We start from the raw sequence: 23,927 nt of genomic DNA, 5'->3' as shown, positions 1-23,927 counted from the left end.
GTGTGGGTGGCCGGGCCCCTACCGGCGGGGGGCAGTGAAGAACTGGTTCGACGGCCGCAGGTAGAGCAGGACGGTGCCGCCGACGCACAGCACCAGGATCGCCACCAGAATGCCCTGGCTCGCCGCGTCCACCCCGCTGGACATGCCCAGCAGCAGCAGTATCGCGAAGCCGGCCGTCATGATCGTGACGACGATCCGCGACCAGTTGCGGCCGAGGAACGCGAACACCGCGAACAGCACGTAGAGCAGCGCCACCGCCAGCATGGCCCCCGCCAGTGCGCGGAAGACCCCGATCAACTGCTCCGGGGTCACCCCGGCCTCGGCCATCGCCGCGTCCAGGTTGAGCTCCGGCGGCAGGGCGTCCAAGTTGATCGGGATCGTCAGGAACAGCACCCCGCTCACGATGAACGGCAGCGCGCTGAGCGCCAGCAGCACCAGCGCCAGCACGACCGTGGGCGGCCGGGAGACCGGCTGCACCTGCTCGTCGAGGCCGGCCGGCGTCGCGGCATAGGGGTTGTACGGGTACTGCCCGCCGTAGGGCGGCTGACCGTACTGACCGTACTGACCGGCGTACGGCTGCTGGCCGTACTGGGACGGGTCGTACGGGGGCTGGCCGTAGGGTTGTTGGCCATACGGGTACTGGCCGTAGGGTTGCTGCCCGTATTCGGGGTACTGGCCGGTGCCCGGGTGCTGGACGCCCCCGGGCTGCCCTGTCTCCTGCTCGCGGCGCTGCTGCTCGCGACCCGGATCGGCCGGCCGATCCGGGTGCTGGCCAGGCTGGCCCTGCGGGTCCGGCGGTGTGCTCACTGCGCCACCGTATGGCTGATCAATCGATGTGTCCAAGCGGGGACACCGTGGGCCTCAACGCCGGTGATGGATGTCCTCCGACATGCGGACCACAGCGTAGTAGAACTCGAGCGTGATCCGGAACAGCGTCAGGTAGAACAGGTACACAAGTGCCCCGCCAAGGATCGCCAGCAGACCGAGCCCGAAACTGTCGAGGAATCCCGTCACGATCGCGGCGAGATAGGCGAGTGTCAGGACCACCGTCCCGATGATGTAGACGACCTTCACCACCGCGGGCGTCGCGAACCGGTTGAAACCGAAGTCGAACAGAGCCGTGAAGAACCCTCTGGCCTGGTCCTGCGGGTTCCCGAAACCGGAAGGGCCGGTCGGGCCGCCGTATCCGGCCGGCGGGCCGCCCGGGCCGCCGGGCCCCCATCCGGGCGGCGGCTGCTGACCGTAACCCCCTGGGTAGGGCTGCTGCCAGCCACCGCCGGGCTGCGAACGGTCGTCGGGGGAAGCGGGATCATGGGTCATCAGAGTTGCACCAGGAGACCGCCCGCTTCAGCGGGCGGCGGACTGGTGCTCCCTCCCTTCGCGAAGCTGTGGGTGGGTCGTGGGACGGTGCGGGCGTGCGGTTCCGGATGTACCCCACCCGCGAGCAGGAGCAGGCCCTGCTCGCGCACTGTGGGCACGCCCGGTACGTATGGAACCTCGCGGTCGAACAGCTGGGCTACCGCACCCGCGGGCAGATGAGCAACGCCGATCTGAACACAGCCCGGAACATCGCGGCCGGACGGGCCGTGACCGCGCGGGGAGCGGCGGGGATGCCCACCGCGGTGAACCGCGAACCTCAGCACCGCGCACCCCTTCCCCGGTGGCGTAGCGGCCGGAACCCCCCGCCGTCCGGCGGGGGAGGACGTCAACGCTCTCCATCTCCAGCCCGGCCCGGCCGAGTGATCACTTCGACCTCAGCGGCGCCGATCCGGGCACGGGGCCCGATCACCGGAAGTACCCATTCACGTTCGGGCGGAACATCAGGTACAGCGCGGCGGCGATCAGCGCCAGCTGAACAACGTTGAGCAGCAGCGTCAGAGTCGTGTAGAGCCCACCGTAGACCGCGGCGGCCAGCCCGAACGAGGCGAACAGCCCGACCACCCCGAGCACCAGACCGATACCACCGAGCACCGCGATCGTCGTGCGTGCCCAGCTGCGGCCCGCGCGCATCTGCACGGCGACGAACACGGCCAGCCCGTAGATGATCAAGGTGATGATCAGGCTGAAAACCGAGCCGCCGAGCCCGTAGCCCCCCGACAGGTTGGACAGCAGCATCGCGGTGAACACCAGCCCGACGATCGACGACAGCACGCCGATCGCCAGCGCCACCATCAGCGCGCGGAACGCCTGGTGCACCTCCTTGGGCGGCCGGGCGTCGGCGTAGGCGGACCTGACCGCGGCGATGCTGAGCCCGGAGCCGCCGGGTGGCGGTGGGTGGGCCCCGGGCGGTGGGCCGTATCCCGGAGGGGGCCCGTGACCGGGCTGCCCGTACCCGGCGGGCGGTCCGTAGCCGGGCTCGGCTCCCGGTGGAGGGCCCCATCCGGACGGTGCACCAGGCTGCGGATAGCCGCCCTGCTGCGGGGCGGGTGTCCCGTATCCCGGCGGCACGTTGTGCGGAGCCTGCCAGTCGGGCTGACCCTGCCAGCTCGGGTCGGGAGGAGTCGTCACGACGAAAGAACGTAGAGCCGCGGAACCGGTCATGTCCACGAAAGCGCGACAACCGGTCACCGCCGTGACAGGCCCGTTACCTCGGGTCCCGCGGGGGAACATCCGTGCCGACGCCGCCGCGCACCGTCCGGCCAGGCCGGCGGCGTCATCCCAGACGTTCGGCGACCTCGGTGGCCCAGTACGTCAACACGATATCGGCGCCGGCCCGGCGGATACCCGTCAGCGTCTCGAGGATCGTCCGCTCCCGGTCCAGCCAACCGTTCGCCGCGGCCGCCTCGACCATCGAGTACTCCCCGGAGACCTGGTAGGCGGCCACCGGGACATCGGCGTTCTCCGCGACGGCGCGAAGCACGTCGAGGTAGGCCATCGCCGGCTTCACCATGACCACGTCCGCGCCCTCGTCGAGGTCGAGGGCGAGCTCGCGCAGCGCCTCCCGGACGTTGGCGCCGTCCTGCTGGTAGGTCTTGCGGTCGCCGCGCAGCTGCGACTCCACGGCCTCCCGGAACGGTCCGTAGAACGCCGAGGCGTATTTGGCCGTGTAGGCGAGAATACCGGTGTCGGCGTACCCGGCATCGTCGAGCGCGCCCCGGATCGCGCCCACCTGCCCGTCCATCATCCCGCTCGGGCCGACGAGATGCGCCCCGGCCGCCGCCTGGGCCACCGCCATCTCCGCGTAGACGGCGAGCGTGGCGTCGTTGTCGACCCGGCCCTGGGCATCCAGGAGACCGCAGTGGCCGTGGTCGGTGAACTCGTCGAGGCAGGTGTCGGCCATCAACACGGTCGCGTCACCCACCTCGGCGCGCAGGTCGCGAAGCGCGACGTTGAGCACGCCGCCGGGGCCGGTGCCGCCGCTACCGGCGGCGTCCCGCTTCACCGGGACACCGAAGAGCATCAGCCCGCCGACCCCGGCCGCGACCGCCTCGGCCGCGGCCTTGCGCAGCGAGTCGCGGGTGTGCTGGACGACACCGGGCATCGACCCGATCGGCACCGGCTCCGCGGCGCCCTCCTTGACGAACATCGGCAGCACGAGATGCCGCGGTCGCAGATCGGTCTCGGCGACGAGCCTGCGCATCGCGGGCGTCGTCCGCAACCGGCGCGGGCGCTGCGTGGGAAAGGCCATCGCCCCAGCCTACGGCTCGTGAGCGGCGAGTACCGCTCCAGCGGTACTCGCCGCTCACGGGCGCGTCAGCGCCTGCGCGCCTTGACCTTCCGCGGCGGGGGCAGGGCGCCCTCGGCGCGCAGCCGGGCGGCGTGTGCGGCCAGCGCGTCCACCAGGGTCGGGACCCGAGCCTCCTCCGGCTGCACATCGACGCGCAGGCCGAACTCGCGCGCCGTCTCCGCGGTGGCCGGGCCGATGCAGGCGACAAGCGTGCGGGCGTGCGGCTTGCCGGCGATCCCGACCAAGTTGCGCACCGTCGACGAGGAGGTGAAGCAGACCGCGTCGAAACCACCGCTCTTGATCGCCTCCCGGATCGGCGCGGGCGGCGGCGCTGCCCGCACCGTGCGGTACGCGGTCACATCGTCGATCTCCCAGCCGCGCTCGCGCAGCCCGGCCGCGAGGGTCTCGGTGGCGATATCGGCGCGCGGGAGCAGCACCCGGTCGACCGGATCGAGCACGTCGTCGTACGGCGGGAAGATCTTGAGCAGACCCTCCGAGGTGGACTCCTGGGCCTCCTCGATGTTCGGCACCAGTTCAGGGGTGATCCCGAAGCTGCGCACCTTCTCCGCGGTCGCCGTGCCGACACAGGCGATCTTCACCCCGGAGAAGGCGCGGGCGTCGAGGCCGAACTCGGCGAACTTCTCCCAGATCGCCCGGACGGCGTTGGTCGAGGTGAACACGACCCACTGGAAGCGGCCGTCGACAAGGCCCTTGACCGCGCGCTCCATCTGGGTGGGTGAGCGCGGCGGCTCGACCGCGATGGTCGGGACCTCCTCGGAGATCGCGCCGTGCACCCGCAGCCGGTCGCTCATCGCCCCCGCCTGGTCCTTGGTCCGCGGCACCAGAACCCGCCAGCCGTACAGCGCACGCGACTCCCACCACGACAGCTCACCCCGCCGGGCGACCTCCGGGCCCAGCGTGAGGACCAGCGGGCCCTCGAACTCGGCCGCGTCCGCGGCCATGGCGGCCAGCGTGGTCTCGACCGTCTTCTGGGTAGCCGCGGTGCCGCGCACGGTGACCGCGACGGGGGTCTGCTCGGCCAGCCCGTGCTCGGTCAGCGCGCCCGCCACCTCGGAGAGATGCGACGGGGCCGCGTGCAGCACCAGAGGGCCCGGGGCGGACGCCAGCCGCGCCCAGTCCACCCCGGCGCGGACGTCGGCCTCGACATGCGCCGAACCCAGCGGAACGCCGGCGTAGGCGGGCACCGCGGTGCCCGCCGGGACACCCGGCACCACATCGAAGGCCACCCCGGCCTTGGCGACGGCCATGGCCTCCTGCACGACGGCGTCGGCGGTCAGCGGGTCACCACCCACGAGCCGGGCCACCGGGCGGCCCGAGGTGGCCTCGGACACGAGGTCGCGGGCGACGTCGCCGGGCTGGCCGACGGCGGGCCGCACCTCGGCCCCCTCGGCGACGAGGGCGAGGATCGCCTCCGGGACATCGGGGTCGGTGACCACGAGCGGCGCGCCGGCGAGCACGTCCCGGGCACGCACGGTCAGCAGCCCGGGGTCGCCGGGGCCGCTGCCAACGAAGGCGATCCGACCCGGGGTTGCGGTTGCTCGGTTCATTCGTCAACTCCAGATCCAGCGTTCTGCGGGCGCCCGGCCGTACCAGGCAGGATCTCGGCGCCCATGTCGAGAAGCTCGGCGGCCAGCGCCGCGCCGAGCTTCTCGGCGTCGTCCATCTCTCCCATCGCGGAGGCGCGCACCAGCCCGCCGTCCGCCGTACCGACCACCGCGCGCAGCGAAAGGCGGTCGACCGCCCGACCCTCGTCACTCTCCCCGGCGGAGCCGGGTGTCGTCTCCCAGTCGGACACCACGTCGGCAAGCGCGCCGACCGGAGCGCTGCAGCCGGCCTCCAACGTCGCGAGCACCGCCCGCTCGGCGCTTGCCGCGGCCCGTGCCGCGGGATCGTCGAGCGTCTCCGCGAGGAACCGGGCGAGTTCGTGCTCGGCGCTGCCGGGCGCACCCGCCCGGCATTCCACGGCCAGCGCACCCTGTGCGGGGGCCGGCAGCATCTGCAGCGGGTCGAGCAGCTCGGATGCCTCGTTCACCCGGCCCAGCCTGCGCAGCCCGGCCGCGGCGAGGACCACGGCGTCGAGCTCGCCCGAACGCACCTTCTGGATCCGGCTGTCGACGTTGCCCCGGATCGGGACGATCTCCAGCCCCAACCCCAACGCCCGCAGCTGGGCCGCCCGCCGCGGCGAGCCGGTGCCGACTCGCGACCCGGCCGGAAGCTCGCCGAGCACCCGGCCGTCGCGAGCGACCAGCGCGTCGCGGGGGTCCTCTCTGGCCGGCACCGCGGCCAGCACGAGCCGCGGGTCGGAGGCGGTCGGCAGATCCTTGAACGAGTGGATCGCCACGTCGACCTCGCCGGCGGCGAGTGCGTCGCGCAGCGCCGAGACGAACACCCCCACGCCCAGCTCGGCGACCGGCGCCGACGACTGGTCGCCCGGCGTGGCCACCGGCACCAGCTCGGTGGGCCTTCCCGCGGTGCGGATGCGATCGGCGACCCCTCCTGCCTGGGCCATCGCGAGCGCGCTGCCGCGGGTGCCGACCCGCAACGGCTGGGTCTGCGACATCGGGCTCATCGTCCGGCCTCCTCATCGCCGGGCGCGAGCTCGGCCTCGATCGCGGCCAGCACGCCGTCCCCGCTCAGCGGGGTGGCGACGGCCGCGGGGGTCTGTGGGTCAAGCTCGAACAGTTTGCGCAGCGCCAGGGCGTAGCTGCCGCCGTCCGGGCCCTCCGCCAGCCGTTTGACCTGCACCGTCGGGGTGTGCAGCAGCTTGTCTACGACGCGGCGGACGGTGCGGGTGAACTCCTCGCGCACGTTCTCGTCGAGATCGGGCAACCGCGCCGACAGCCGCAGCAGCTCGGCATCCACGACCTCGGAGGCCCGCCTGCGCAGCGCGGTGACGGTCGGGGTGACCTCGGCGGAGCGCTGCGCCGCGAGATAGGCCTGCGTCTCCTCGGCCACCATCGCCTTGGCCGCGGCGACGGCGCCCCCGCTGGTTCCGCGGGTGAGCCTGCGCTGCAACGTGATGAGGTCGATGACGGTGACCCCCGGAACGGTCGCGACGCCGGGATCCACGGCGCGCGGCAGCCCGAGGTCGCAGACCGCGAGCGGCCGGTCGGGGCGCGCCGCGGTGGCCTCGGCGACCGTGGCGCGTTCGACGACGGCGCCGATCGCGCCGGTGGCGGCCACCATCAGGTCGGCGTCGACCAGCTCGGAGGTGAGGTCGGCGAGCCGCCCGGCGCGGGTGGGCGTGCCCTGGGCGGTGCTCTTCTCGGCAAGCCGATCGGCCCGGTCCGGCGTGCGGTTCAGCACGACGATCTCGGCGGCCCCGCAGCGGCGCAGGTGCGCGGCGGCGAGCGCGCCCATCGCACCGGCCCCGACGACGACGGCCTTGGTGCCGGCGAGATCCCCGACGGTGCGGCCGAGCACCCGTGCGGCGTCGACGAGCACCTCGGAGACGACGGACGCGCCCGCGGCGTCGATCCCGGTGCTGGCGTGCACCCGCTTGCCGACCCGCAGCGCGTGCTGGGCCAGCTCGTGCAGCGCCCGACCGACCGAACCGGCCTCGTCGGCAGCCGCGTACGCGCCGCGCAGCTGGCCGAGGATCTGCGACTCCCCGACCACCATCGAGTCGAGGCCGGCGGCGACGGACAGCAGGTGCGCCACCGCGGACGCGGCGTAGTGCACGTAGAGGTGCTCGGTGAGCTCGGCCAGCGGAAGGCCGGTGTGCCTTCCGAGCACCGCGGAGACGTCCGCGAGACCGCCGTGGAACGCGTCGACGACCGCGTAGACCTCGATCCGGTTGCACGTCGAGAGCAGGACGACCTCGCTCACGTGCTCGCCACGCAGCATCTCGTCCAACAGCTTGGCGACGTCCTCGCCGCCCACAGCAGCCCGTTCCAGCACTTCGACGGGCGCGCTGCGGTGCGACATCCCGACCACCAAGACGCTCATCGCACTCCCTCGCCGCGCTCAGGAAGCATCCCACGCAGGAGCCAGGTCATCGACTCGCTCGCAAGCCTGCTCACCGGGGCAGCACCACCGATCCGTTCGTCGCACCCTTCGCCGGCTCGGACCCGTCCGTACCCGCGACCCGTCTGCGCGCCACGTGGAATGCCAGGATCTGCAGCTCGACCGCGAGGTCGACCTTGCGTACCTCGACCCGATCCGGGACCTGGAGCACGACGGGCGCGAAGTTGAGGATGCACTCGACGCCCGCGTCCACCAACTGGTCGCAGACCGCCTGTGCGGCCGAGCCGGGTGTGGCGATCATGCCGATGGTCACCCCGCGCGCGGCGCACACCGCGGAGATATCGCGTACATGATCGACAAGGATGCCGTTGATGCGGATGCCGACGATATCGGGGTCCACGTCGAACATCGCCGTCACCGGGAAGCCACGACCGCCGAACCCGCCGTAACCCGCCAGCGCGTGGCCGAGGTTACCCACCCCGATCAGTGCGACGGCCTGTTTCTGGTCCAGCCCCAGCGTCCGCTCGATCTCGTGGTGCAGCGGCACGACCTCGTAGCCGACTCCCCGGATGCCGTAGGAGCCGACGTAGGACAGGTCCTTGCGGAGCTTGGCGGAGTTGACGCCGGTGGCCGCGGCGAGCTCCTCGCTGGACACCGTGTCCGCGCCCTGCTCGGCGAGCTCACCCAGGATGCGCAGGTACACGGCCAGCCGCGCGACGGTGGCCTCGGGAATCGAGCGCGCCAGCTTCGCGGCCGTCCGGGAGGCGCCGCCGGCGCGGGCCGAGGAACCTGCGTGCGATCGCAACGTCACGCTGGCGTCTCCTCGAGTTCGTCCGTTCTCTACGGTCCGCGACAGGATGCGGATCGGGCGCAGCAGGCGAGACCCGGGAGCGACCGGGGCCTGTGGGCTGGCGTCTGAGGAACACGGTAGCCGCTTGTGAAGGCACGCACAAAGTAGCGATCTTGGTCGCGGTCCGGCCCGGTGGTCGGGGCCCTCGAAAGGGGCCGGTGACCGCCCGGCAACAGCCGTTCACCGCCCGTTTCGACGCGCTCCGGAGGGTCATTGGGCAGCTCGGCGCCTCACTCGTGACCCAGGCCGCAGTCGCGGGCCTGCCGGGTGTGGTGTTCATCGCGTTCGTCAGCCGGCCGGGACGAGCACCTTGTCGATCACGAAGACGGTCGCGTTGGCCGTGGGAATGTTGCCGCACAGCACAGTGGCGATCGCGCCCGCGCCGTCGGTCGGGGTCGGCGCGGCCGCGGTCCCGCCGATCCGCACGGTACCGCCCGCGAGCTGGGTGACCCGGCCCGCGGCGACGAGGTCCGCGGCGGTGTGGCGCCGGGGAACCACGTGCGAGGACAGCAGCGCATCGAGCTCGTTCGGGCTGTCGAGCAGGGTTTCGAACCGCTGGTCCCCCAGCTGCGTCCGCAGCGCGTCGAACGCCGGGTCGGCCGGTGCGAAGACGGTGACTCCCTCCTGGGTGTCGAGCGCGTCAGCCAGCCCCGGGACGGCGTCGACCGCGCCTGCCAGCGTGGTCAGCAACGGGTTGGCGGCGATCGCACCGGCCACCGGCTGCGCGCTCGTGGCGGCCGGCGAGCCGGGAGCCTCCCCCTGCGGCAGCCGGTCGCACTCCGGGCCGAACACGTCGGCGCTCGTCGTCACGCCGTCGCCCGACCTCGCCGGCTGCGGGGCCTCGGCCTGCGCCGTGACCGGTGGCGGGTCTGCGGCGGCCGTGGCCGCCGCCGGACCGGTGGCCGCGTCGGAACAGGCCGCGAGGCCGCAGACCAGAGCCGCCAGCACGCCGGTTGCCGCCCATCGCCGAACCCTCCGCACTGGTGGTACCTCCTCGGTCAGCAGGCCAGCGCGGCCCGCAGCCGCGCCTCCTCCACCCGCCAAAAGCCGTGCTCCCGGCCGTCGACCATGATCACTGGAACCCGGTCGCCGTACTCGGCGCGCAGCTCGGCCTGCCCATCGACGTCGACCGCGACCCAGCCGACGCCGAGCTCGTCGCAGATCCGTTCGACGTCCGCCTCCGCCGCCGTGCAGGCGGTGCACCCGTCGCGGGTCAGCACGGTGACCCGGGGTCCATCGGACATGTTCTCCCCTTTTCCCGAGGGCGTTCACAGCCGGCGGCGCGCGACCTTGCCGGTCGGGGTCCGCGGCAGCGCGTCGACGAACGTGATGACCTCGGGCACCTTGAAGCGGGCCAGCCGGGCGGCGCAGTGCGTGCGGATCTCGTCCTCGGACAGTCCGCTTCCCTCGGCCCGCACGACCACGGCCTTCACCGCCTCACCGGTCCGCTCGTCCGGGATGCCGACGACGGCCGCCTCGACGATCGCGTCGAGCTCGGCCAGTACCTGCTCGACCTCGCGCGGGTAGACGTTGAAGCCGCTGACGATGACGAGGTCCGACGACCGGTCGACGAGATGCAGGTCGCCATCGGCGTCGAGGTACCCCACGTCGGGGGTGCGGAACCAGCCCTCGTCGTCCGGGCCACCCCACCCATCGGGCCAGTACCCGGAGAACAGGTTGGGGCCGCGCACCGCGATGAGCCCGGTGTCCTCCGCGGGATCGGACAGGACGTCGCCCTGTTCGTCGGGTTCGCGCTCGGCCAGCGCCACGCCGTCGGTGTCGACGAGCCGCAGCTCGATGCCGGGCAGCGGGCGGCCGACCGAACCGGGTTTGGCCGTCCCACCGACCAGCGTGCTGGTGAGCACCGGCCCGGTCTCGGTCAGCCCGTAGCCCTCGAAGATCTCCAGCCCGGTGACCGCCCGGAACTCGGCCAGCCAGCCCGCGGGGAGCGGCGCCCCGCCGGCGGTGCACAGCCGGACCCCGGCGAAGGCCTCGCGCAGCTTCCCCGCGGGCAGGTCGAGCAGCGCCCGGTACATCGAAGGCACCCCGGCGACGCCGCTGACCCGGTGCCGGACGAGGGTGTCGAGCACCTGCTCCGGGTCGAACCGCTCGGTGAGCACGACGGTCGCGCCCGCCCAGCACACCTGCAGCAGGCCGGCGCCGAGACCGAAGATGTGGAACAGCGGCAGCGTCAGCAGCACCCGGTCGACGGGTGTCACGGGGCTCGGGCGCAGCGCGGCCGTCTGCTCGCGGTTGACCAGCAGCGCGCGATGCGACAGCTGCACGCCGCGGGGCACGCCGGTCGTCCCGGAGGTGTAGACGAGCAGGGCGACCGCCTCGCCGCCGCGCTGCCCACCCGACGGGACGACGACCTCCGGTGCGCCGCTCACCGATGAATCCGGACCGCTGCCCGAGACCGGGCCGGAAGCCACGTCCGGCGCCGGCAGCCATCGGGCGCCGAGGCCGGAACCCGCCGCGGCGGCCAGATGCCCGCCGGGATCGGCGACGATCACGGTCGGCATGCATTCCCGGGCGATGATGTCCAGCTCGCGCGGCGCGGCGGACGGCCCGACGGGGACCACCACGGCATCGGCCCGCAACGCGCCGAACAGGGCCACGCAGAAGGCCGCGCCGTTGCCGAGCAGCACCACGACCCGGTCGCCGGGGCCGACGCCCGCCGCGCGCAGCCTGACCGCTTCGGCCGCCGCGGCCGCGTCGAGCTCGGCCCAGGTCAGCGTGAGCTCGGCGGTCACATCGACGACCGCGGGGTGGTCGGGGGTCCGCTGCGCGACCCACCCGACGAGGTCCGCGAGATGCGTCGGGCTGGTGAGTGCCGCGCCACCGCCCCGGGGCACGGATGCGCTGTCTGCGCCGTTCACGGCGGTCTCCTCGGCTCGACAGGGTCGACGGGTGGCGCCGCGAGTGTGTCACGGACCGGGGCGGGAGGGTCGCCGCGTGCACCGAGCCGACCCCCGGTGCGTGACGGCAGACACGCTCGGGCACGATGACGCTGACCGCGCGTAGTCAGCCGCTCACCGGGAACGGAGGGATCCGACGGCACGGTGCGGCAGGGGCCGCCTAGGCCGTTTGTATGCTCCGCCGCTACACATGATCTAACGCCCGGACCCTGCGGTTCGACGCGAGCCTCACCCAAGGGAGTGGCATGCAGCCTGTTGTCGCCAGCGCACCGCCGGCCTTCACGCCGTGCCTCGCCCCGCACCGGGCCCGCCGGGAGCCATGACCCGACCGATGCGACCGCAGCGGCTGCTCCGCACCGAACCCGTCCGCCCTCGGGGGAGCGCGGACGCACACCTGCCTCCGCCTCCGGCGCCCGGCGGATCTGCTGACCACCTCGAAGCCGCCCAGGGCCGCGGCGGCCCCCGACCGTCCGAAGGATTGCCCCCCGGCGCGCCGATGCCGCTCCCCCGCCTTCCCCGCGGCGACGACAGGGTCGACGGCCGAATTGACGATCTTGCCGCGCAGCCCGGCGCCGCCCCGCTCGTCGCGCCGCAGCGGCAGGCCACCCCTCCGGGCGCCGATCCGGGACCGCAGCGGGCGGAGCGCGCCGCAGGGGCTGCCCCCGAACCCGCCGCATCCGCCGAGAACGGCGGTTCCTGGGCACTGGTCAAGGCCTGCCAGGCGGGTGACATCTCGGCCTTCAGCGAGCTGTTCGACCGCTACCACGAGGTCGTCTACCGCTATGTGCTGTTCCGGACGGGCGACCGCACGCTGGCCGAGGACATCACGCAGGAGACCTTCGTGCGGGCCCTGCGCCGAATCAGCTCGGTGAGCTATCAGGGCCGCGATATCGGCGCCTGGTTCGTCACCATCGCCCGCAACCTGATCTTCGACCACGTCAAGTCCAGCCGGTACCGGTTGGAGTCGACCACCGCCGAGATCGTCGACTACGCCCCGAGCATCAACGGTCCCGAGCAGCAGGTGCTCACCAACGCGACCAACGACGAGCTGCTGCGTTGCATCGCCAAACTCAACCCCGACCAGCAGGAGTGCATTCAGCTGCGCTTCCTCCAGGGCCTGTCCGTCGCGGAGACCGCGCAACTCATGAACCGCAACGAGGGCGCTGTCAAGGCCCTTCAGCACCGCGCGGTCCGCCGGCTCGCCCAGCTGCTTCCGGACGGCATCCGATGAACGCGAACGACATCGTCCGGTCGACCCGCGGCGTTACGCGAGCGACGAATGAACAACTCGATGCGGTGAACGGTCCGTTCCCCGTAACCCCGGGCCGGCAGCCTCGTTGTGCGGGTATACGTCAGCAATGCGCAGTGCTCGACGACGGCGCAGGGATGCAGTGAGGACGGCCAACATGCCCGCGGGACAGGGCAAGGACGAACAGCGGTTCGCCGCGGACGAGGACGCCGCAACAACCGGGCCTCCCGCCGCGGACGAGCTGGCGCACGAGGTGGCGCTGGCGGCCGCGCTGGACCGCAGCCGGACGTCGCTGTCCCCAGATCCCGATGCGACGGCGCGGATGCGCGCGCGGCTGTTCGCCGCGCTGGCCGAACACAGCGGCACCGACCAGGACGAGGACTCCCCGACGCCGCCCCCCGGCCAGACCGCACCGCCCGGCCAGACCCCACCGCTCGACGCCGCACCGCCTTCGGTCGGCGACGAGACCGACACCGAGCGAACGGTGCAGCTGCCTCCCGTGCCCGCGGCCGGGCCGCCCGACGACGGGCCCGGCACCGCCGCCACGACGGTCAGCCACGGTATTCCGCGCAGGCGCGGGGGCCGGCACACGTTGCCGCGGCGAGCGGCCGACCGGACCCGCCCCGGCACCCGCAGCCCGCGCAGGCGCGTCGGTGTGCTGTCCGCGGCCGCGCTGCTCCTCATGATCGTGATCGCCGGCGGCGGGGTGTTCGCCAGTCGCGACGCGCTGCCCGGTGAGGCGCTGTACGGGATCAAGCGGATCGCCGAGTCGGCGAGCCTGGCCATGACCTTCGATGACGAGGCGAGGGCCCGCCGCCACCTGCATCTCGCCGCCATCCGGCTGGATGAGGTCGAGCAGCTCGTGGCCCGGCAACGGACCTCGGCCCCCGATCCGGCGCTGCTGGAGTCCACCATTGGCGAGTTCGACTCCGCCGCGAGCGAAGGGTCGCGGATGCTGCTCGCCGATCCGCAGGCCACGGGCGCATGGCTGATGGACCTTCGGACGTGGGCCGCCACGCAGGCCGCCCGGCTGGCCGCCCTCCGCGCCGCGCTGCCCATCCCGACGGTGGCCGAGGCGGATCAGTCCATGGTGCTGCTCGAGCGGTTGCAGGATCGTGCCGACGCGCTGCGGACCCGGATGTCCTGCAGCGAGGTCACCTCGGGGGCCGTCGACGATCTCGGCCCACTCCCGGCCGAGGGCGCCTGCATCCCGCGGCCCGATGCCGGTGCCGCGACGGGCCTGACGGGTACCTCGCAGCCGTCGTCGCCAGGAGTGTCCCCCAGCTCGCCCGGCAGCGGTCCGGCCACCTCGACCGATCCCGGCGAGGCCGCCGAGCCCACCGAGCCGAGCTCCGAGGGCGGCCTGCTGTCCGGCCTCACGCCCGATCAGACCCCGCTCGGTGGGGTCGGGGTCGGGGACGGCACCCCCTCGGCCGGGGACACCACCACGGCGGCTCCGACCAGCGGCCGGGAGGGCTCCGGTTCGCTGCTGCCACCGATCACGCTGCCACCGCTGCTACCGGGGCTGCCGGGCATCACGATCGGCTGACCCCGAGCCGGACACGAGGCCGCCGTCCGAAACCACGGCGGCCTCGTCATCCTGCACCGATGGACGCTGTCGGTGGCGCGGCGCTCGCCGAACGTGACACATCGCTTTCACGACCGGGCGGCGACAGTAGGCTGAGGAGGTTCGTCATTCGGTCTATCGGAGGCCCGCAGGTGGTTGGAGAGGGTGCTGGCAGCCCCGGGGAACCAGACCCCCGCGACGACGGACGACCCACGGTGGATGGTGTCGCCGAATCGTCCACTCTGCACGATTACCCGGCCGCGCGCGACCCCGCCCAGCGCGCCGGTGAGGCATCCGCCGCGGCGGCACTGGCCGCGGGCGAGTCGGCCGCCTCGGCCGAGGCCCCGCCCACCGATCTCACCGCGGCGGCGTTCTTCGACGTCGACAACACGATGATGGTCGGCGCGTCCATCTTCCACTTCGCCCGGGGACTGGCCGCGCGCAAGTTCTTCACCACGGCGGACCTCGCCGGGTTCGCCTGGGAACAGCTGAAGTTCCGGGTCGGCGGGCGCGAGGACCGGAGCGGAATCGCCGGGCACCGCGATACCGCGCTGTCGTTCGTCGCCGGCCGTCCGGTGGCCGAGGTCGTCGCGCTCGGCGAGGAGATCTACGACGAGCTGATGGCCGATCGGATCTGGGCCGGCACCCGCGCACTCGCCCAGATGCACCTCGACGCGGGCCAGCGAGTCTGGCTGGTCACCGCCACTCCGGTCGAACTCGCGCTCATCATCGCGCGGCGGCTCGAGCTGACCGGCGCGCTGGGTACCGTCGCCGAGAGCGTCGATGGCCACTACACCGGGCGGCTCGTCGGGGAGATCCTGCACGGACCCGCGAAGGCGCACGCGGTCCGAGCGCTGGCCGCCGCCGAGGGCCTCGACCTGCGGCGCTGCAGCGCGTACTCGGACTCCGTCAACGACGTCCCGATGCTGTCGGCGGTGGGTACCGCGGTGGCGGTCAACCCCGACTCCGAGCTGCGCGAAATCGCCAAGGAGCGCGGCTGGCAGATCCGCGACTTCCGGACCGGCCGCAAGGCCGCCCGGATCGGGGTGCCGACCGTCCTCGGGGCGGGGGCGGTGGTCGGGGCGGTCGCCGCCGGGCTCGCCTACCGCCGACGCTAGCCCAGGAAGGTATTGCGGCGCTGGCTCAGCAGCCGGTACAGCGTGTGCTGGATGATCTCGCGGACCTGGTCGGACAGGTTGAACACCAGCATCGGGTCGTCGGCGTCGGTGGCCTGGTAGGAGTCCGTGGGGATCGGCTCGCCGAACTCGATGTACCACTTCGACGGCAACGGGACCATTCCCAGCACGCCGAACAGCGGGAACAGCGGCGTGACCGGGAAGTACGGCGCCCCCAGCAGCCGGGCCAGCGGCTTGACGTCACCGATCTTCGGATAGATCTCCTCCGCGCCGACGATCGAGCACGGGATGATCGGAACCCCGGTGCGCAACGCCGCCGAGACGAATCCGCCGCGGCCGAAGCGCTGCAGCTTGTAGCGGTCCCGGAACGGTTTGCCGATGCCCTTGAAGCCCTCCGGCCACACCGCCACGAGCTCGCCCGAGGCCAGCAGCCGCTCGGCGTCGGGGTTGCACGCCAGGGTGGCGCCCTGCTTGCGGGTGAGCGCGCCAAGCACCGGGAACTGAAAGATCAGATCGGCGCCGAGCATACGCACGTTCCGCCGCGCCGGGTGGTCGTCGTGCAGGGCGACCGCGGTCATCAGCGAGTCCAGTGGCAGCGTCCCCGAATGGTTCGCGACCACCAGCGCACCGCCCTCCGCGGGCACGTGATGCAGGCCGATCGTCTCCACCCGGAACCACTTCTGGTACAGCGGGCGTAGCGCGGGAAGCAGCACGTTCTCGGTGAGGTCCTGGTCGAAGCCGAACTCGTCGACCTGGTAGTCACCGGCCAGCCTGCGGCGGAGGAACGCCAGCACATCCTCCAGCGCGGCCTCCCACGCCGGCGGTGGTTCGGCCTGTCCCGGCCCATCGGCCGGTGACGGTTGTGCCTCTCGCCGCGCGTCGGTGCGGTGGTCACCGCCGCGCCCGACGGGCCCCGATCGCCACCGGTCCCCGCCCTCGGCGTGCAATGGGATGACGCGTGCTTCCGGCACGGTTGCTCCCTTCGTCCCCCAAAACTCCTGGTCAACCGCTGCGTGTCGGCGCGAGCGCCCGGGCCGCGGCGCGGACGCCGCGTTCCAGCGACGCGATCTGCTCCGGCCCGACCACCGGTCGCAGCGCCCGGCCGCGCACGTAGTCGTCGAACGCCTGCGGCGTCGTCCATCGGGGGGTGAACCCGAAGTCCTCCCGCAGCCGCCGGGTGTCGACGACGCGGCCGAAGTTGAGGAAACGCATCTGCTCGGGGGAGAAGTCCACGATCCGCGCGGACCGGAACAGCTGACCGACGGGCCCCACCAGCGGGCTCGGGATCGGTAGCGGCACCCGCCCGGCGCGCCGGATGGCCTGGGACAGCAGCAGCACGCCGTCGGCGGCCACATTGAACACACCCGGCAGTTCCGCGCAGGAGGCGCGCTCGAGGACGGCCAGCCCGTCCTCCTCGTGGAGCAGCTGCACCCTGGCGTCGTAGCCGAGCACGGTGGGGATCACGGGGAGCGCGAAGTATCGGGTGAGCACCGTGTCGATCCGTGGTCCGACGAAGTTCGCGAACCGCAGCACGGTGACCCCGACGTCGGGGCGACGGCGGGCGAACCCGCGCAGATAGCCCTCGATCTCGGCGGCGTCCTTGGCGTATCCGCCCGACGGCATGTCCCGCGGCGTCATCGACTCGTCGAACACCGCCGGGTCGCGCGAGCTGGAGCCGTAGACGGCGGTCGTCGACTTGAGTACCACGCGGCGCACCCTCGGCGCCTTCTGGCAGGCCGCGAGCAGCTGCATGGTGCCGATGACGTTCATCTCCTTCATCGTCGTCCGGCCACCCGACGACGCGGGATTGGCCGAGATCGACGCGTGGACCACGGTGTCGACCGCACCGGTGGAGATGACCTTGGCGATGAGCGGGTTGCGGATATCGGCCCGGACGAACTCCGCACGTCCCATGCGCCGCAACAGATCCCGGGGCGGCGGAACGGTGTCCACGCCGAGCACCCGGTCGATATCCGGGTTGGCGGCGAGCCTGGCAGCGAGGTTGCCACCGAGGAACTTGCTGACCCCGGTCACCAGGACAACGGAAGGTGCCAACGAGCTGACCTCGCAGGGAGAGCCGACGCACGGACCCCGAATGCTAGCCCCCCGGGCCGTGACGAAGGGACGACCCGGGAGGAACTCATGGCGTCGAAACCACGACGCCGACGACGAACCGGCCGCTCGGCCAGGAGCCGCCGACCCGCGTCACTTGCCGAGCTTGCGACGCTGGACCCGAGTCTTGCGGAGCAGCTTGCGGTGCTTCTTCTTCGACATCCGCTTGCGGCGCTTCTTGATGACTGAGCCCATGCGTCAGTCCTTCCTGTCATGGCGAACCGGTGATGCGCAAGACTGCGGCCGGACCGCTCGAAGCGGCATGCCGGGCACGCAGAACATCGCGACGATGACTGGTCACGAATCCTACCCGCGCCCCTCGCAGCGGCTGCGACGGCCGGGCCAGGCGAATCAACCGGCGTCGAAGTAGGCGTTGCGCAGGTAGTCCTCGACAGCGCGCTTCGGCACGCGGAACGAGCGCCCGACTCTCGCGGCGGGTAGTTCACCGCCATGAACCAGCCGGTACACGGTCATCTTGGACACCCGCATCATCGCCGCCACCTCGGCCACGGTCAGGAACTGCACCTGGGCCAGATTGAGCTGCTCGGGCTGCTCGGACGGCATCCACACACCGCCTTCCCTATCTCACCGACCCGTGGGGGTCGGTGTTCCCTCTGAGTTTAGCGGTGCTTCTGTGACTGCTCGACATGGCAGTACACCTGAACGTGTCCTTCGTCCGCGCGTCAGGGTGATGGATGGACCGACAATCAGGTCAGTCCCGCTGCATCGAGCGACCCAGCTCCACCGATCGATCCCGGGCCGCTTCGATCGCCGCGATCAGCGCGGCGCGCACGCCGTGCCGCTCCAGCTCGCGGATCGCGGCGATCGTGGTACCGGCCGGGGACGTGACCGCCTCGCGCAGGATGACCGGGTGATCGTCGGAGTCGCGCAGCATCCGGGCCGCGCCGAACGCGGACTGCACGATGAGGTCGGCGGCCACGGAGCGGGGCAGGCCGAGCAGGATCCCCGCATCGATCATCGCCTCGACCAGGAAGAAGAAATACGCCGGACCGGAGCCCGAGAGCGCCGTCACGGCGTCCTGCTGGCTCTCCGGGACGCGGACCACCCGCCCGACCGCGCCCAGCATCTCCTCGGCGACGGCCAGATGCTCGTCCGTGGCGTGGGCGCCCGCCGATACCGCGCTCATCGCCTCCCCGACCAGCATGGGCGTGTTCGGCATGACCCGCACGACCGGCGTCCCCGCCGGCAGCCCGCCTTCGAACAACGCCGTCGGCAGGCCCGCGCACAGCGACACCACGAGTGTGCCCGGCCGCAGCGCCGCCCCCAGTTCGGCGAGCACCGGAGCGATGTCCTGCGGCTTCACCGCGACGACGACGACGTCGGCCTTCGTGACGGCGGCCGTGATGTCGGCGGCCTCGACACCGAGCCGGGTCGTGAGGTCGGCGGCCCGCTCGGGGTGCCGCTCCGTGAAGATGAGGTCGGAGGCCGAGCGACCGGCGGCGAGCAGTCCCGCCAACAACGCCTCGCCGATCTTCCCCGCTCCGAGCACCGCGATCCGTGTCATGCCGCGACGGTAGTCCGGCCGCACCGGTCTTACCGCGACGAGTCCTCGGGCAATGGGGAGAGCGCGATCTGCCGGGCCTGGCACACCAGCCGGCCCGCCGAGTCGAGCACCGTGACGTCCTCGTCGAACCATGACCCGGCGACCATGACCGACCGCGACTCGCACCGCAGCCAGCCGGGCGCCGGGTGGCCCCGCAGCAGCGCGGTGAGCTGCACCGTCGGGGCCCAGCCGAGGGAGCCCCCCACGTTGAACACCGACGGCGGCAGGATGTCGCCCGCCAGCAGCGCGAACAGCACGTCGGGGTCCTCGCCGAGCGGGCGGGCCCAGCCGCGAATCACCGGTGGGGCCTGCTCGCCCCGGGCGAAACCGATCGTCGCGGGGTCGACGCGCACATCGCACGCCGTGGCGAGACCCTTGGCCGGGATCAAGCCCTGGCCGGCCGGGTCGACCGCCTCGGCCGGGGGTTCGGCGGGCAGCTCGGGCAGATCGGCCCAGCGCGGGGCCTCGTCGGGCAGCCGCCCGGCGGTCACGGTCGCCGTCAGCATCAGCCGGTCGTCCTGGAGCAGCCGGACCGCCGCGACCGACGCTGTCCGGCCCCGCTTGAGCACCTCGGTGCGCAGCTCCACCGGGCCGCGGTCCGGGGCGCGGAGAAACTCGGCTCCGATCGCCAGCGGCTCGTGCGGCGCCGACCCGTTGCCGGCACCATCGCCGTTCAGCCGGGCCAGCCCGGCTCGGGCCAGCAGCACCAGCAACAGCCCGCCGTGTGCCTTGCCGCCAATCGCCCACACCGATCCGAGTTCGGCAACGTACCGGCCGTCCCCGAGCGGAGCGAGACCGATGGCGTCCCGGAACGGCCGCGTGATGTCCTCACGCCGAGCCTCGGACGTCGCGCTGATGGCGTTACCTCCCGTTCGCACGGTGATCCCGGAGGGGAGCGCGGGGCGCTCGTCGGTCGAGACCGAGCTTAAGGTGTCCGGCGGCACCGGGACTCACCCGCGGAAATACCGCGATTCGCGGGACGATCGGGGCGGCGGGCGGGGCTACCGGCGGGTAGGGTGAGCCGACGGTCGGGTTGGATCAGGGGGTCGGATGACGGACACGGCAACGACGCCGGTGCATCGCGGGGCCCGCCTCTCGCGCACTGCCCGACGGGCTCAGCTGCTCGTCGCCGCGCGCGACGTGTTCGCCGACCTGGGCTACCACGCGGCCGCGATGGACGACATCGCGGAGCGGGCCGGGGTCAGCAAACCGGTGCTCTACCAGCACTTCCCCGGCAAGCTCGAACTCTACCGGGCATTGCTCACCACCTACGCCGACGAGCTCGCCGAGCGGGTGCAGCACGCGATCGGCACGAACGCCGACAACCGCGACCGGGTGCACGCCGCCGTCGCGGCGTACTTCGATTTCGTGGCCGGCGAGGGGCAGGCCTACCGGCTGGTGTTCGGATCAGACCTGCGCGGCGAGCCGGAGGCGGCGGCCGTCATCGACGGGGCGCTGACCCGGTGCATCGACGCCGTCGCCGACGTCGTCACCGAGGACGCCGGGCTGGACGCCGACCGCGCCCGGCTGCTGGCCGTCGGTCTGGTGGGTCTGAGCCAGGTGGCCGCGCAGTACTGGCTGGACACCCAGCGCTGCGTGCCCCGCGACGAAGCCGTGGCGCTGATGTCGGCGCTGGCCTGGAAGGGCCTCGCGGGCTTCCCGCTCGTGCACGACTGAGCCTGCGCCGCTCAGCCGGTCATCGTGCGTTCCGAGGTCAGGAGCCGACGGCGAAGCCGACCCTGCGGATGTCGGCGGGCGCGATCTCGATGTAGGAGATTCGCGCCGAGGGCACGACGAACCGGCGCCCCTTGTCGTCGGTCAGGCTCAGCAACCCGTCGCCGGACTTCAGCGCGTCGCTCACGAGCTTCTCGACCTCGTCCGGGGTCTGCTCGCTGGACACCAGGAGCTCCCGGGTGCTCTCCGCGATACCGATCTTGACCTCCACCGGGACCTCCTGGTCACACATTTGGTTCGCGAGCCGAGACGAGGTCGCCTCGACGCCAATCGCGGCCCAGGCTAACCGAGGACGGCGATGCCCCGGCCGCGAGACCGCCCGCATCCAGTATGCCGTCCACGAACCGGGGCCTCACGTCAGCCCGAGGCGGGTCATCCGCTTGCCGTGGTTGGACTGCAGCCGCTTGATCAGCGCGGCGAGCCCCTCGGCGTCGCCGGACCCGCGCACGATGAAGTCCGCGAGCTCGTCACGCTCGGCGACGATGTGCTGAGCCTGGGTGACAGCCTCCCCGAGCAGCCGGCGTCCCCACAGCGCAAGCCGGTCGTGCACCTGCCGGTTGGCCTCGCAGGCGGCCCGCACCTCGCGTTCGGCGAAAGCGCTGTGCCCGGTGTCGGCGAGCACCTGCCGCACGAGCTTGCCGGTGGCGTCGTCGACCCAGCCCGCGACCTCGCGGTAGAAGTCGGCCGCCAGCCCGTCGCCGATATACGCCTTCACCAGCGACTCCAGCCAGCTGCGCGGGGCGGTGGACGCGTGGTAGGAGTCCAGCGGCGCGACGAACGGGGCCATCGCCTCCTCGACCGGCACACCGAGCCCGCACAGGTGTTCCTCGAGCAGCCGGAAGTGCCCGATCTCCGCCGCCGCCATCACCGAGAGCTGCGCCCGGCCGGTCAGCGTCGGCGCCGTGCGGGCGTCCGCGGCGAGCCGATCGAACGCCGACAGCTCGCCGTAGGCCAACACCCCCAGCAGATCCACCGTGGCCTGCGCCGGAACCAGCCGTTTCGCAGCGCCGACGCTGATATCGCCCACCATGGGGCGAGCCTAGTCTCGGGTGGAGGTCCACCGGTCCACTGACCGGCCGTTATTTCGGCTGGTATGCGGTGATCCGGGTGGAATGTTCCGGTGTTTTCTCACGGATAGCGGCGCATATCACCCGGCTCGCCCCGGTGTCCGGACTCCCCCGCGGCCACCGCGAGCGGGTACCCTGTGACGCAGCGCAGCGCTCTGCTGGGCGCGCGCCCTTACCGACGGAGCCGGCTTGAGAACACCGTGACATCTCGAACACAGTGACATCTCCGAGCCGATCCGCCACGCATTGGTGCGTGCAGCGCCTCGCCGGTTCTCCCGCCCGAGCGTCCAGACGCCGCGGTCGACGGGCCGGCCTTGGGCTCCTGTGCGCGGAGAGAGGCGATCATTCTGTCCGTCCCGAACGACAATTCAACTACCGCGACGACATCGACGACCGCGCCTGCGGCCGCCTCGGAGTCCGACTGCGAACCGCACGCCGGTGACCTCGGCGCCGCCGAGACCGGCATCGAAGAGGCCCACCCGCTGCAGGCAGGCGCCCCCACCCGCCCCGACTCGCCCACGTTCGCCGAGCTGGGTGTGCGCCCCGAGATCGTCAAGGCGCTGGCCGAGGCCGGTATCGAGCGCACCTTCGCCATCCAGGAGCTGACCCTGCCGCTGGCGCTCGCCGGCGAGGACGTGATCGGCCAGGCCCGCACCGGCACCGGTAAGACCCTCGGCTTCGGTGTCCCGCTGCTGCAGCGGATCATCCCGCCCGCCGAGCGCCCCGCAGCGACCGCCGAGGGCGAGGCCGCCGACCGGACCAGGGACGTCCCGCAGGCGCTCGTCGTGGTCCCCACCCGCGAGCTGTGCGTGCAGGTGGCGAAGGATCTCGCCGACGCGGGCCGCCACCTCGGTGTGCGGGTCACCGCGATCTACGGCGGCCGGGCCTACGAGCCGCAGCTCGCGGCGCTGCGCAAGGGCGTGGACATCGTCGTCGGCACCCCGGGCCGGCTGCTCGACCTCGCCGAACAGCGCCACCTGGCGCTCGGCAGGGTGGGTGCGCTCGTCCTCGACGAAGCCGACGAGATGCTGGACCTCGGCTTCCTGCCCGACGTCGAACGCATCCTTCGGATGCTGCCCGACCAGCGCCAGACCATGCTGTTCTCGGCGACCATGCCGGGCCCGATCATCCAGCTCTCCCGGACGTTCCTGAACCGGCCGACGCATATCCGCGCCGAGGAGGCCGACCAGGGCTCCATCCACGAACGCACCCGTCAGCTCGTCTACCGGGCGCACGCGATGGACAAGGTCGAGCTGCTCACCCGCGTGCTCCAGGCAAAGGACCGCGGCCTGACGATGATCTTCGCCCGCACCAAGCGCACGGTGCAGCGGGTGGCCGACGACCTCGCGGGACGCGGCTTCGCGGCCGCGGCCGTACACGGCGACCTCGGCCAGGGTGCCCGCGAGCAGGCGTTGCGGGCGTTCCGCTCCGGCAAGGTCGACGTGCTGGTCGCCACGGACGTCGCCGCCCGCGGCATCGACGTCAGCGACGTGACCCACGTGGTCAACTACCAGTGCCCCGAGGACGCCAAGACCTACGTGCACCGGATCGGCCGCACCGGTCGCGCCGGCAAGGAAGGCGTGGCCGTCACCCTGGTCGACTGGGACGAGATCCCCCGCTGGAAGCTGGTCAACGACGAGCTCGGGCTCGGCATCGACGAGCCGGTGGAGACCTACTCCACCTCCGAGCACCTGTACGCCGACCTCGAGATCTCGGCCGACGCCACCGGGCGGCTGCCGCTGTCCAAGCGGACCCGGGCCGGGCTCGACGCCGAGTACGTCGACGTCGAGGGCGACCATCCCGAGTCGAGCAGGCGCCGCAACCGGAGCCGCCGCGCCGCCGCGGGGGACGGCGAGCGCCGCGCGCGTCAGCCGCGCCAGCGCACCCGCAGCCGGGGCGGGGTGGTCCTCGCCGGCGGCACGGAGACCGCACCGGCCAACGGGCCCGACGCCGCGGCCGATGGGCAGGGCACGCGCACCCGCAGGCGCAGGCGCGGCAGGTCCGGGCGCGGGGGCAGCGCCCAGGGCGGGAGCGGTGGTTCCGACCAGGCCGCTCCGGACGCCGCCGCCAGCTAGC

25 protein-coding genes are annotated in these 23,927 nt (G+C 72.6%); 6 read left to right on the top strand and 19 right to left on the bottom strand.

What is annotated here, in order from left to right; all coding sequences use genetic code 11:
- Positions 1-18: 18 nt before the first annotated feature.
- Positions 19-807 (bottom strand): hypothetical protein, encoded by a 789-nt coding sequence (locus G567_RS35095; protein ID WP_051232306.1) that lies wholly within the window; start codon positions 805-807, stop codon positions 19-21.
- 54 nt (positions 808-861) lie between these two features.
- On the bottom strand, positions 862-1,320 hold the full coding sequence (locus G567_RS0104810; RefSeq protein ID WP_037055888.1) for a DUF4282 domain-containing protein: 459 nt from the start codon (positions 1,318-1,320) through the stop codon (positions 862-864).
- Positions 1,321-1,388: 68 nt separating this feature from the next.
- Between G567_RS0104810 and G567_RS35380 the strand changes: the two genes are divergently transcribed.
- Positions 1,389-1,865 (top strand): helix-turn-helix domain-containing protein, encoded by a 477-nt coding sequence (locus G567_RS35380; RefSeq protein WP_342662903.1) that lies wholly within the window; start codon positions 1,389-1,391, stop codon positions 1,863-1,865.
- On the opposite strand, the gene G567_RS35375 is transcribed toward G567_RS35380, so the two are convergent.
- The 9 genes from G567_RS35375 to G567_RS0104765 all read right to left on the bottom strand — a co-directional run bounded on the left by G567_RS35375 (position 1,786) and on the right by G567_RS0104765 (position 11,383).
- Positions 1,786-2,508, bottom strand: a complete 723-nt coding sequence (locus G567_RS35375) for a hypothetical protein (protein WP_186814231.1) — start codon at positions 2,506-2,508, stop codon at positions 1,786-1,788. The two genes, G567_RS35380 and G567_RS35375, sit on opposite strands and share 80 nt — an antisense overlap.
- 145 nt (positions 2,509-2,653) lie before the next feature.
- Complete coding sequence (hemB, locus tag G567_RS0104800) at positions 2,654-3,628, bottom strand: porphobilinogen synthase (protein WP_084795874.1); 975 nt, start codon at positions 3,626-3,628, stop codon at positions 2,654-2,656.
- Between the two features lie 65 nt (positions 3,629-3,693).
- Positions 3,694-5,235 carry a bifunctional uroporphyrinogen-III C-methyltransferase/uroporphyrinogen-III synthase gene (locus tag G567_RS0104795; protein ID WP_028929079.1) on the bottom strand — a complete coding sequence of 514 codons (1,542 nt, stop codon included), beginning with the start codon at positions 5,233-5,235 and terminating at the stop codon, positions 3,694-3,696.
- Positions 5,232-6,257, bottom strand: a complete 1,026-nt coding sequence (gene hemC / locus G567_RS26835; RefSeq protein WP_084795873.1) for a hydroxymethylbilane synthase — start codon at positions 6,255-6,257, stop codon at positions 5,232-5,234. The genes G567_RS0104795 and hemC overlap by 4 nt, the downstream gene beginning before the upstream one ends.
- The gene (locus G567_RS0104785; RefSeq protein ID WP_028929078.1) at positions 6,254-7,636 is read right to left on the bottom strand and encodes a glutamyl-tRNA reductase; all 1,383 of its coding nucleotides are present in this window, start codon (positions 7,634-7,636) and stop codon (positions 6,254-6,256) included. The genes hemC and G567_RS0104785 overlap by 4 nt, the downstream gene beginning before the upstream one ends.
- Positions 7,637-7,706: 70 nt before the next feature.
- Positions 7,707-8,465, bottom strand: a complete 759-nt coding sequence (locus G567_RS26830; RefSeq protein ID WP_051232304.1) for a redox-sensing transcriptional repressor Rex — start codon at positions 8,463-8,465, stop codon at positions 7,707-7,709.
- Between the two features lie 327 nt (positions 8,466-8,792).
- Positions 8,793-9,485, bottom strand: a complete 693-nt coding sequence (locus tag G567_RS0104775) for a fasciclin domain-containing protein (RefSeq protein WP_084795871.1) — start codon at positions 9,483-9,485, stop codon at positions 8,793-8,795.
- A 17-nt stretch (positions 9,486-9,502) separates the two neighbouring features.
- A complete protein-coding gene (locus tag G567_RS0104770) occupies positions 9,503-9,748 on the bottom strand; it encodes a glutaredoxin family protein (RefSeq protein ID WP_028929076.1) in 246 nt (81 codons plus the stop codon).
- Between the two features lie 24 nt (positions 9,749-9,772).
- Positions 9,773-11,383 carry an AMP-binding protein gene (locus G567_RS0104765; RefSeq protein ID WP_084795870.1) on the bottom strand — a complete coding sequence of 537 codons (1,611 nt, stop codon included), beginning with the start codon at positions 11,381-11,383 and terminating at the stop codon, positions 9,773-9,775.
- 535 nt (positions 11,384-11,918) lie between these two features.
- On the opposite strand from G567_RS0104765, the gene G567_RS26825 reads away from it, so the two are divergent.
- The 3 genes from G567_RS26825 (at position 11,919) to G567_RS0104750 (ending at position 15,356) form a co-directional block, all read left to right on the top strand.
- Positions 11,919-12,653, top strand: a complete 735-nt coding sequence (locus G567_RS26825) for a sigma-70 family RNA polymerase sigma factor (protein ID WP_245585540.1) — start codon at positions 11,919-11,921, stop codon at positions 12,651-12,653.
- A gap of 175 nt (positions 12,654-12,828) precedes the next feature.
- On the top strand, positions 12,829-14,220 hold the full coding sequence (locus tag G567_RS0104755; RefSeq protein ID WP_028929074.1) for a DUF5667 domain-containing protein: 1,392 nt from the start codon (positions 12,829-12,831) through the stop codon (positions 14,218-14,220).
- Between the two features lie 233 nt (positions 14,221-14,453).
- A complete protein-coding gene (locus G567_RS0104750; RefSeq protein WP_084795869.1) occupies positions 14,454-15,356 on the top strand; it encodes an HAD family hydrolase in 903 nt (300 codons plus the stop codon).
- On the opposite strand, the gene G567_RS0104745 is transcribed toward G567_RS0104750, so the two are convergent.
- The 6 genes from G567_RS0104745 to G567_RS0104720 form a co-directional block, all read right to left on the bottom strand.
- A complete protein-coding gene (locus G567_RS0104745) occupies positions 15,353-16,345 on the bottom strand; it encodes a lysophospholipid acyltransferase family protein (protein ID WP_028929072.1) in 993 nt (330 codons plus the stop codon). The genes G567_RS0104750 and G567_RS0104745 overlap by 4 nt on opposite strands.
- 31 nt (positions 16,346-16,376) lie before the next feature.
- Entirely contained in the window at positions 16,377-17,429 is a 1,053-nt protein-coding gene (locus tag G567_RS0104740; RefSeq protein WP_028929071.1) for an NAD-dependent epimerase/dehydratase family protein, read from the bottom strand.
- A 150-nt stretch (positions 17,430-17,579) separates the two neighbouring features.
- Complete coding sequence (locus G567_RS32795; protein WP_010241351.1) at positions 17,580-17,681, bottom strand: 30S ribosomal protein bS22; 102 nt, start codon at positions 17,679-17,681, stop codon at positions 17,580-17,582.
- Between the two features lie 156 nt (positions 17,682-17,837).
- Positions 17,838-18,050 (bottom strand): helix-turn-helix domain-containing protein, encoded by a 213-nt coding sequence (locus G567_RS0104730; protein WP_028929070.1) that lies wholly within the window; start codon positions 18,048-18,050, stop codon positions 17,838-17,840.
- 148 nt (positions 18,051-18,198) lie between these two features.
- Entirely contained in the window at positions 18,199-19,011 is an 813-nt protein-coding gene (proC, locus tag G567_RS0104725) for a pyrroline-5-carboxylate reductase (protein ID WP_028929069.1), read from the bottom strand.
- A gap of 29 nt (positions 19,012-19,040) precedes the next feature.
- The gene (locus G567_RS0104720) at positions 19,041-19,799 is read right to left on the bottom strand and encodes a thioesterase family protein (protein WP_245585539.1); all 759 of its coding nucleotides are present in this window, start codon (positions 19,797-19,799) and stop codon (positions 19,041-19,043) included.
- A gap of 301 nt (positions 19,800-20,100) precedes the next feature.
- On the opposite strand from G567_RS0104720, the gene G567_RS0104715 reads away from it, so the two are divergent.
- Positions 20,101-20,727: a TetR/AcrR family transcriptional regulator gene (locus G567_RS0104715; RefSeq protein WP_028929067.1), complete on the top strand. Its 627-nt coding sequence runs from the start codon at positions 20,101-20,103 to the stop codon at positions 20,725-20,727.
- A gap of 37 nt (positions 20,728-20,764) precedes the next feature.
- Here the strand turns inward: G567_RS0104715 and G567_RS0104710 are convergent, their stop codons facing one another.
- Both G567_RS0104710 and G567_RS0104705 read right to left on the bottom strand, forming a co-directional pair.
- Complete coding sequence (locus G567_RS0104710; RefSeq protein ID WP_028929066.1) at positions 20,765-20,995, bottom strand: DUF3107 domain-containing protein; 231 nt, start codon at positions 20,993-20,995, stop codon at positions 20,765-20,767.
- A gap of 141 nt (positions 20,996-21,136) precedes the next feature.
- On the bottom strand, positions 21,137-21,814 hold the full coding sequence (locus tag G567_RS0104705; RefSeq protein ID WP_028929065.1) for a ferritin-like fold-containing protein: 678 nt from the start codon (positions 21,812-21,814) through the stop codon (positions 21,137-21,139).
- Positions 21,815-22,165: 351 nt separating this feature from the next.
- Here G567_RS0104705 and G567_RS0104700 point away from each other — a divergent pair, with 351 nt between their 5' ends.
- Entirely contained in the window at positions 22,166-23,926 is a 1,761-nt protein-coding gene (locus G567_RS0104700; protein ID WP_084795868.1) for a DEAD/DEAH box helicase, read from the top strand.
- Position 23,927: the final 1 nt, after the last annotated feature.

The organism is Pseudonocardia asaccharolytica DSM 44247 = NBRC 16224 (genome assembly GCF_000423625.1).
In the GTDB taxonomy this organism is placed as follows: Bacteria; Actinomycetota; Actinomycetes; order Mycobacteriales; family Pseudonocardiaceae; genus Pseudonocardia; species Pseudonocardia asaccharolytica.
This window is presented reverse-complemented; position numbering and strand designations above follow the sequence as displayed.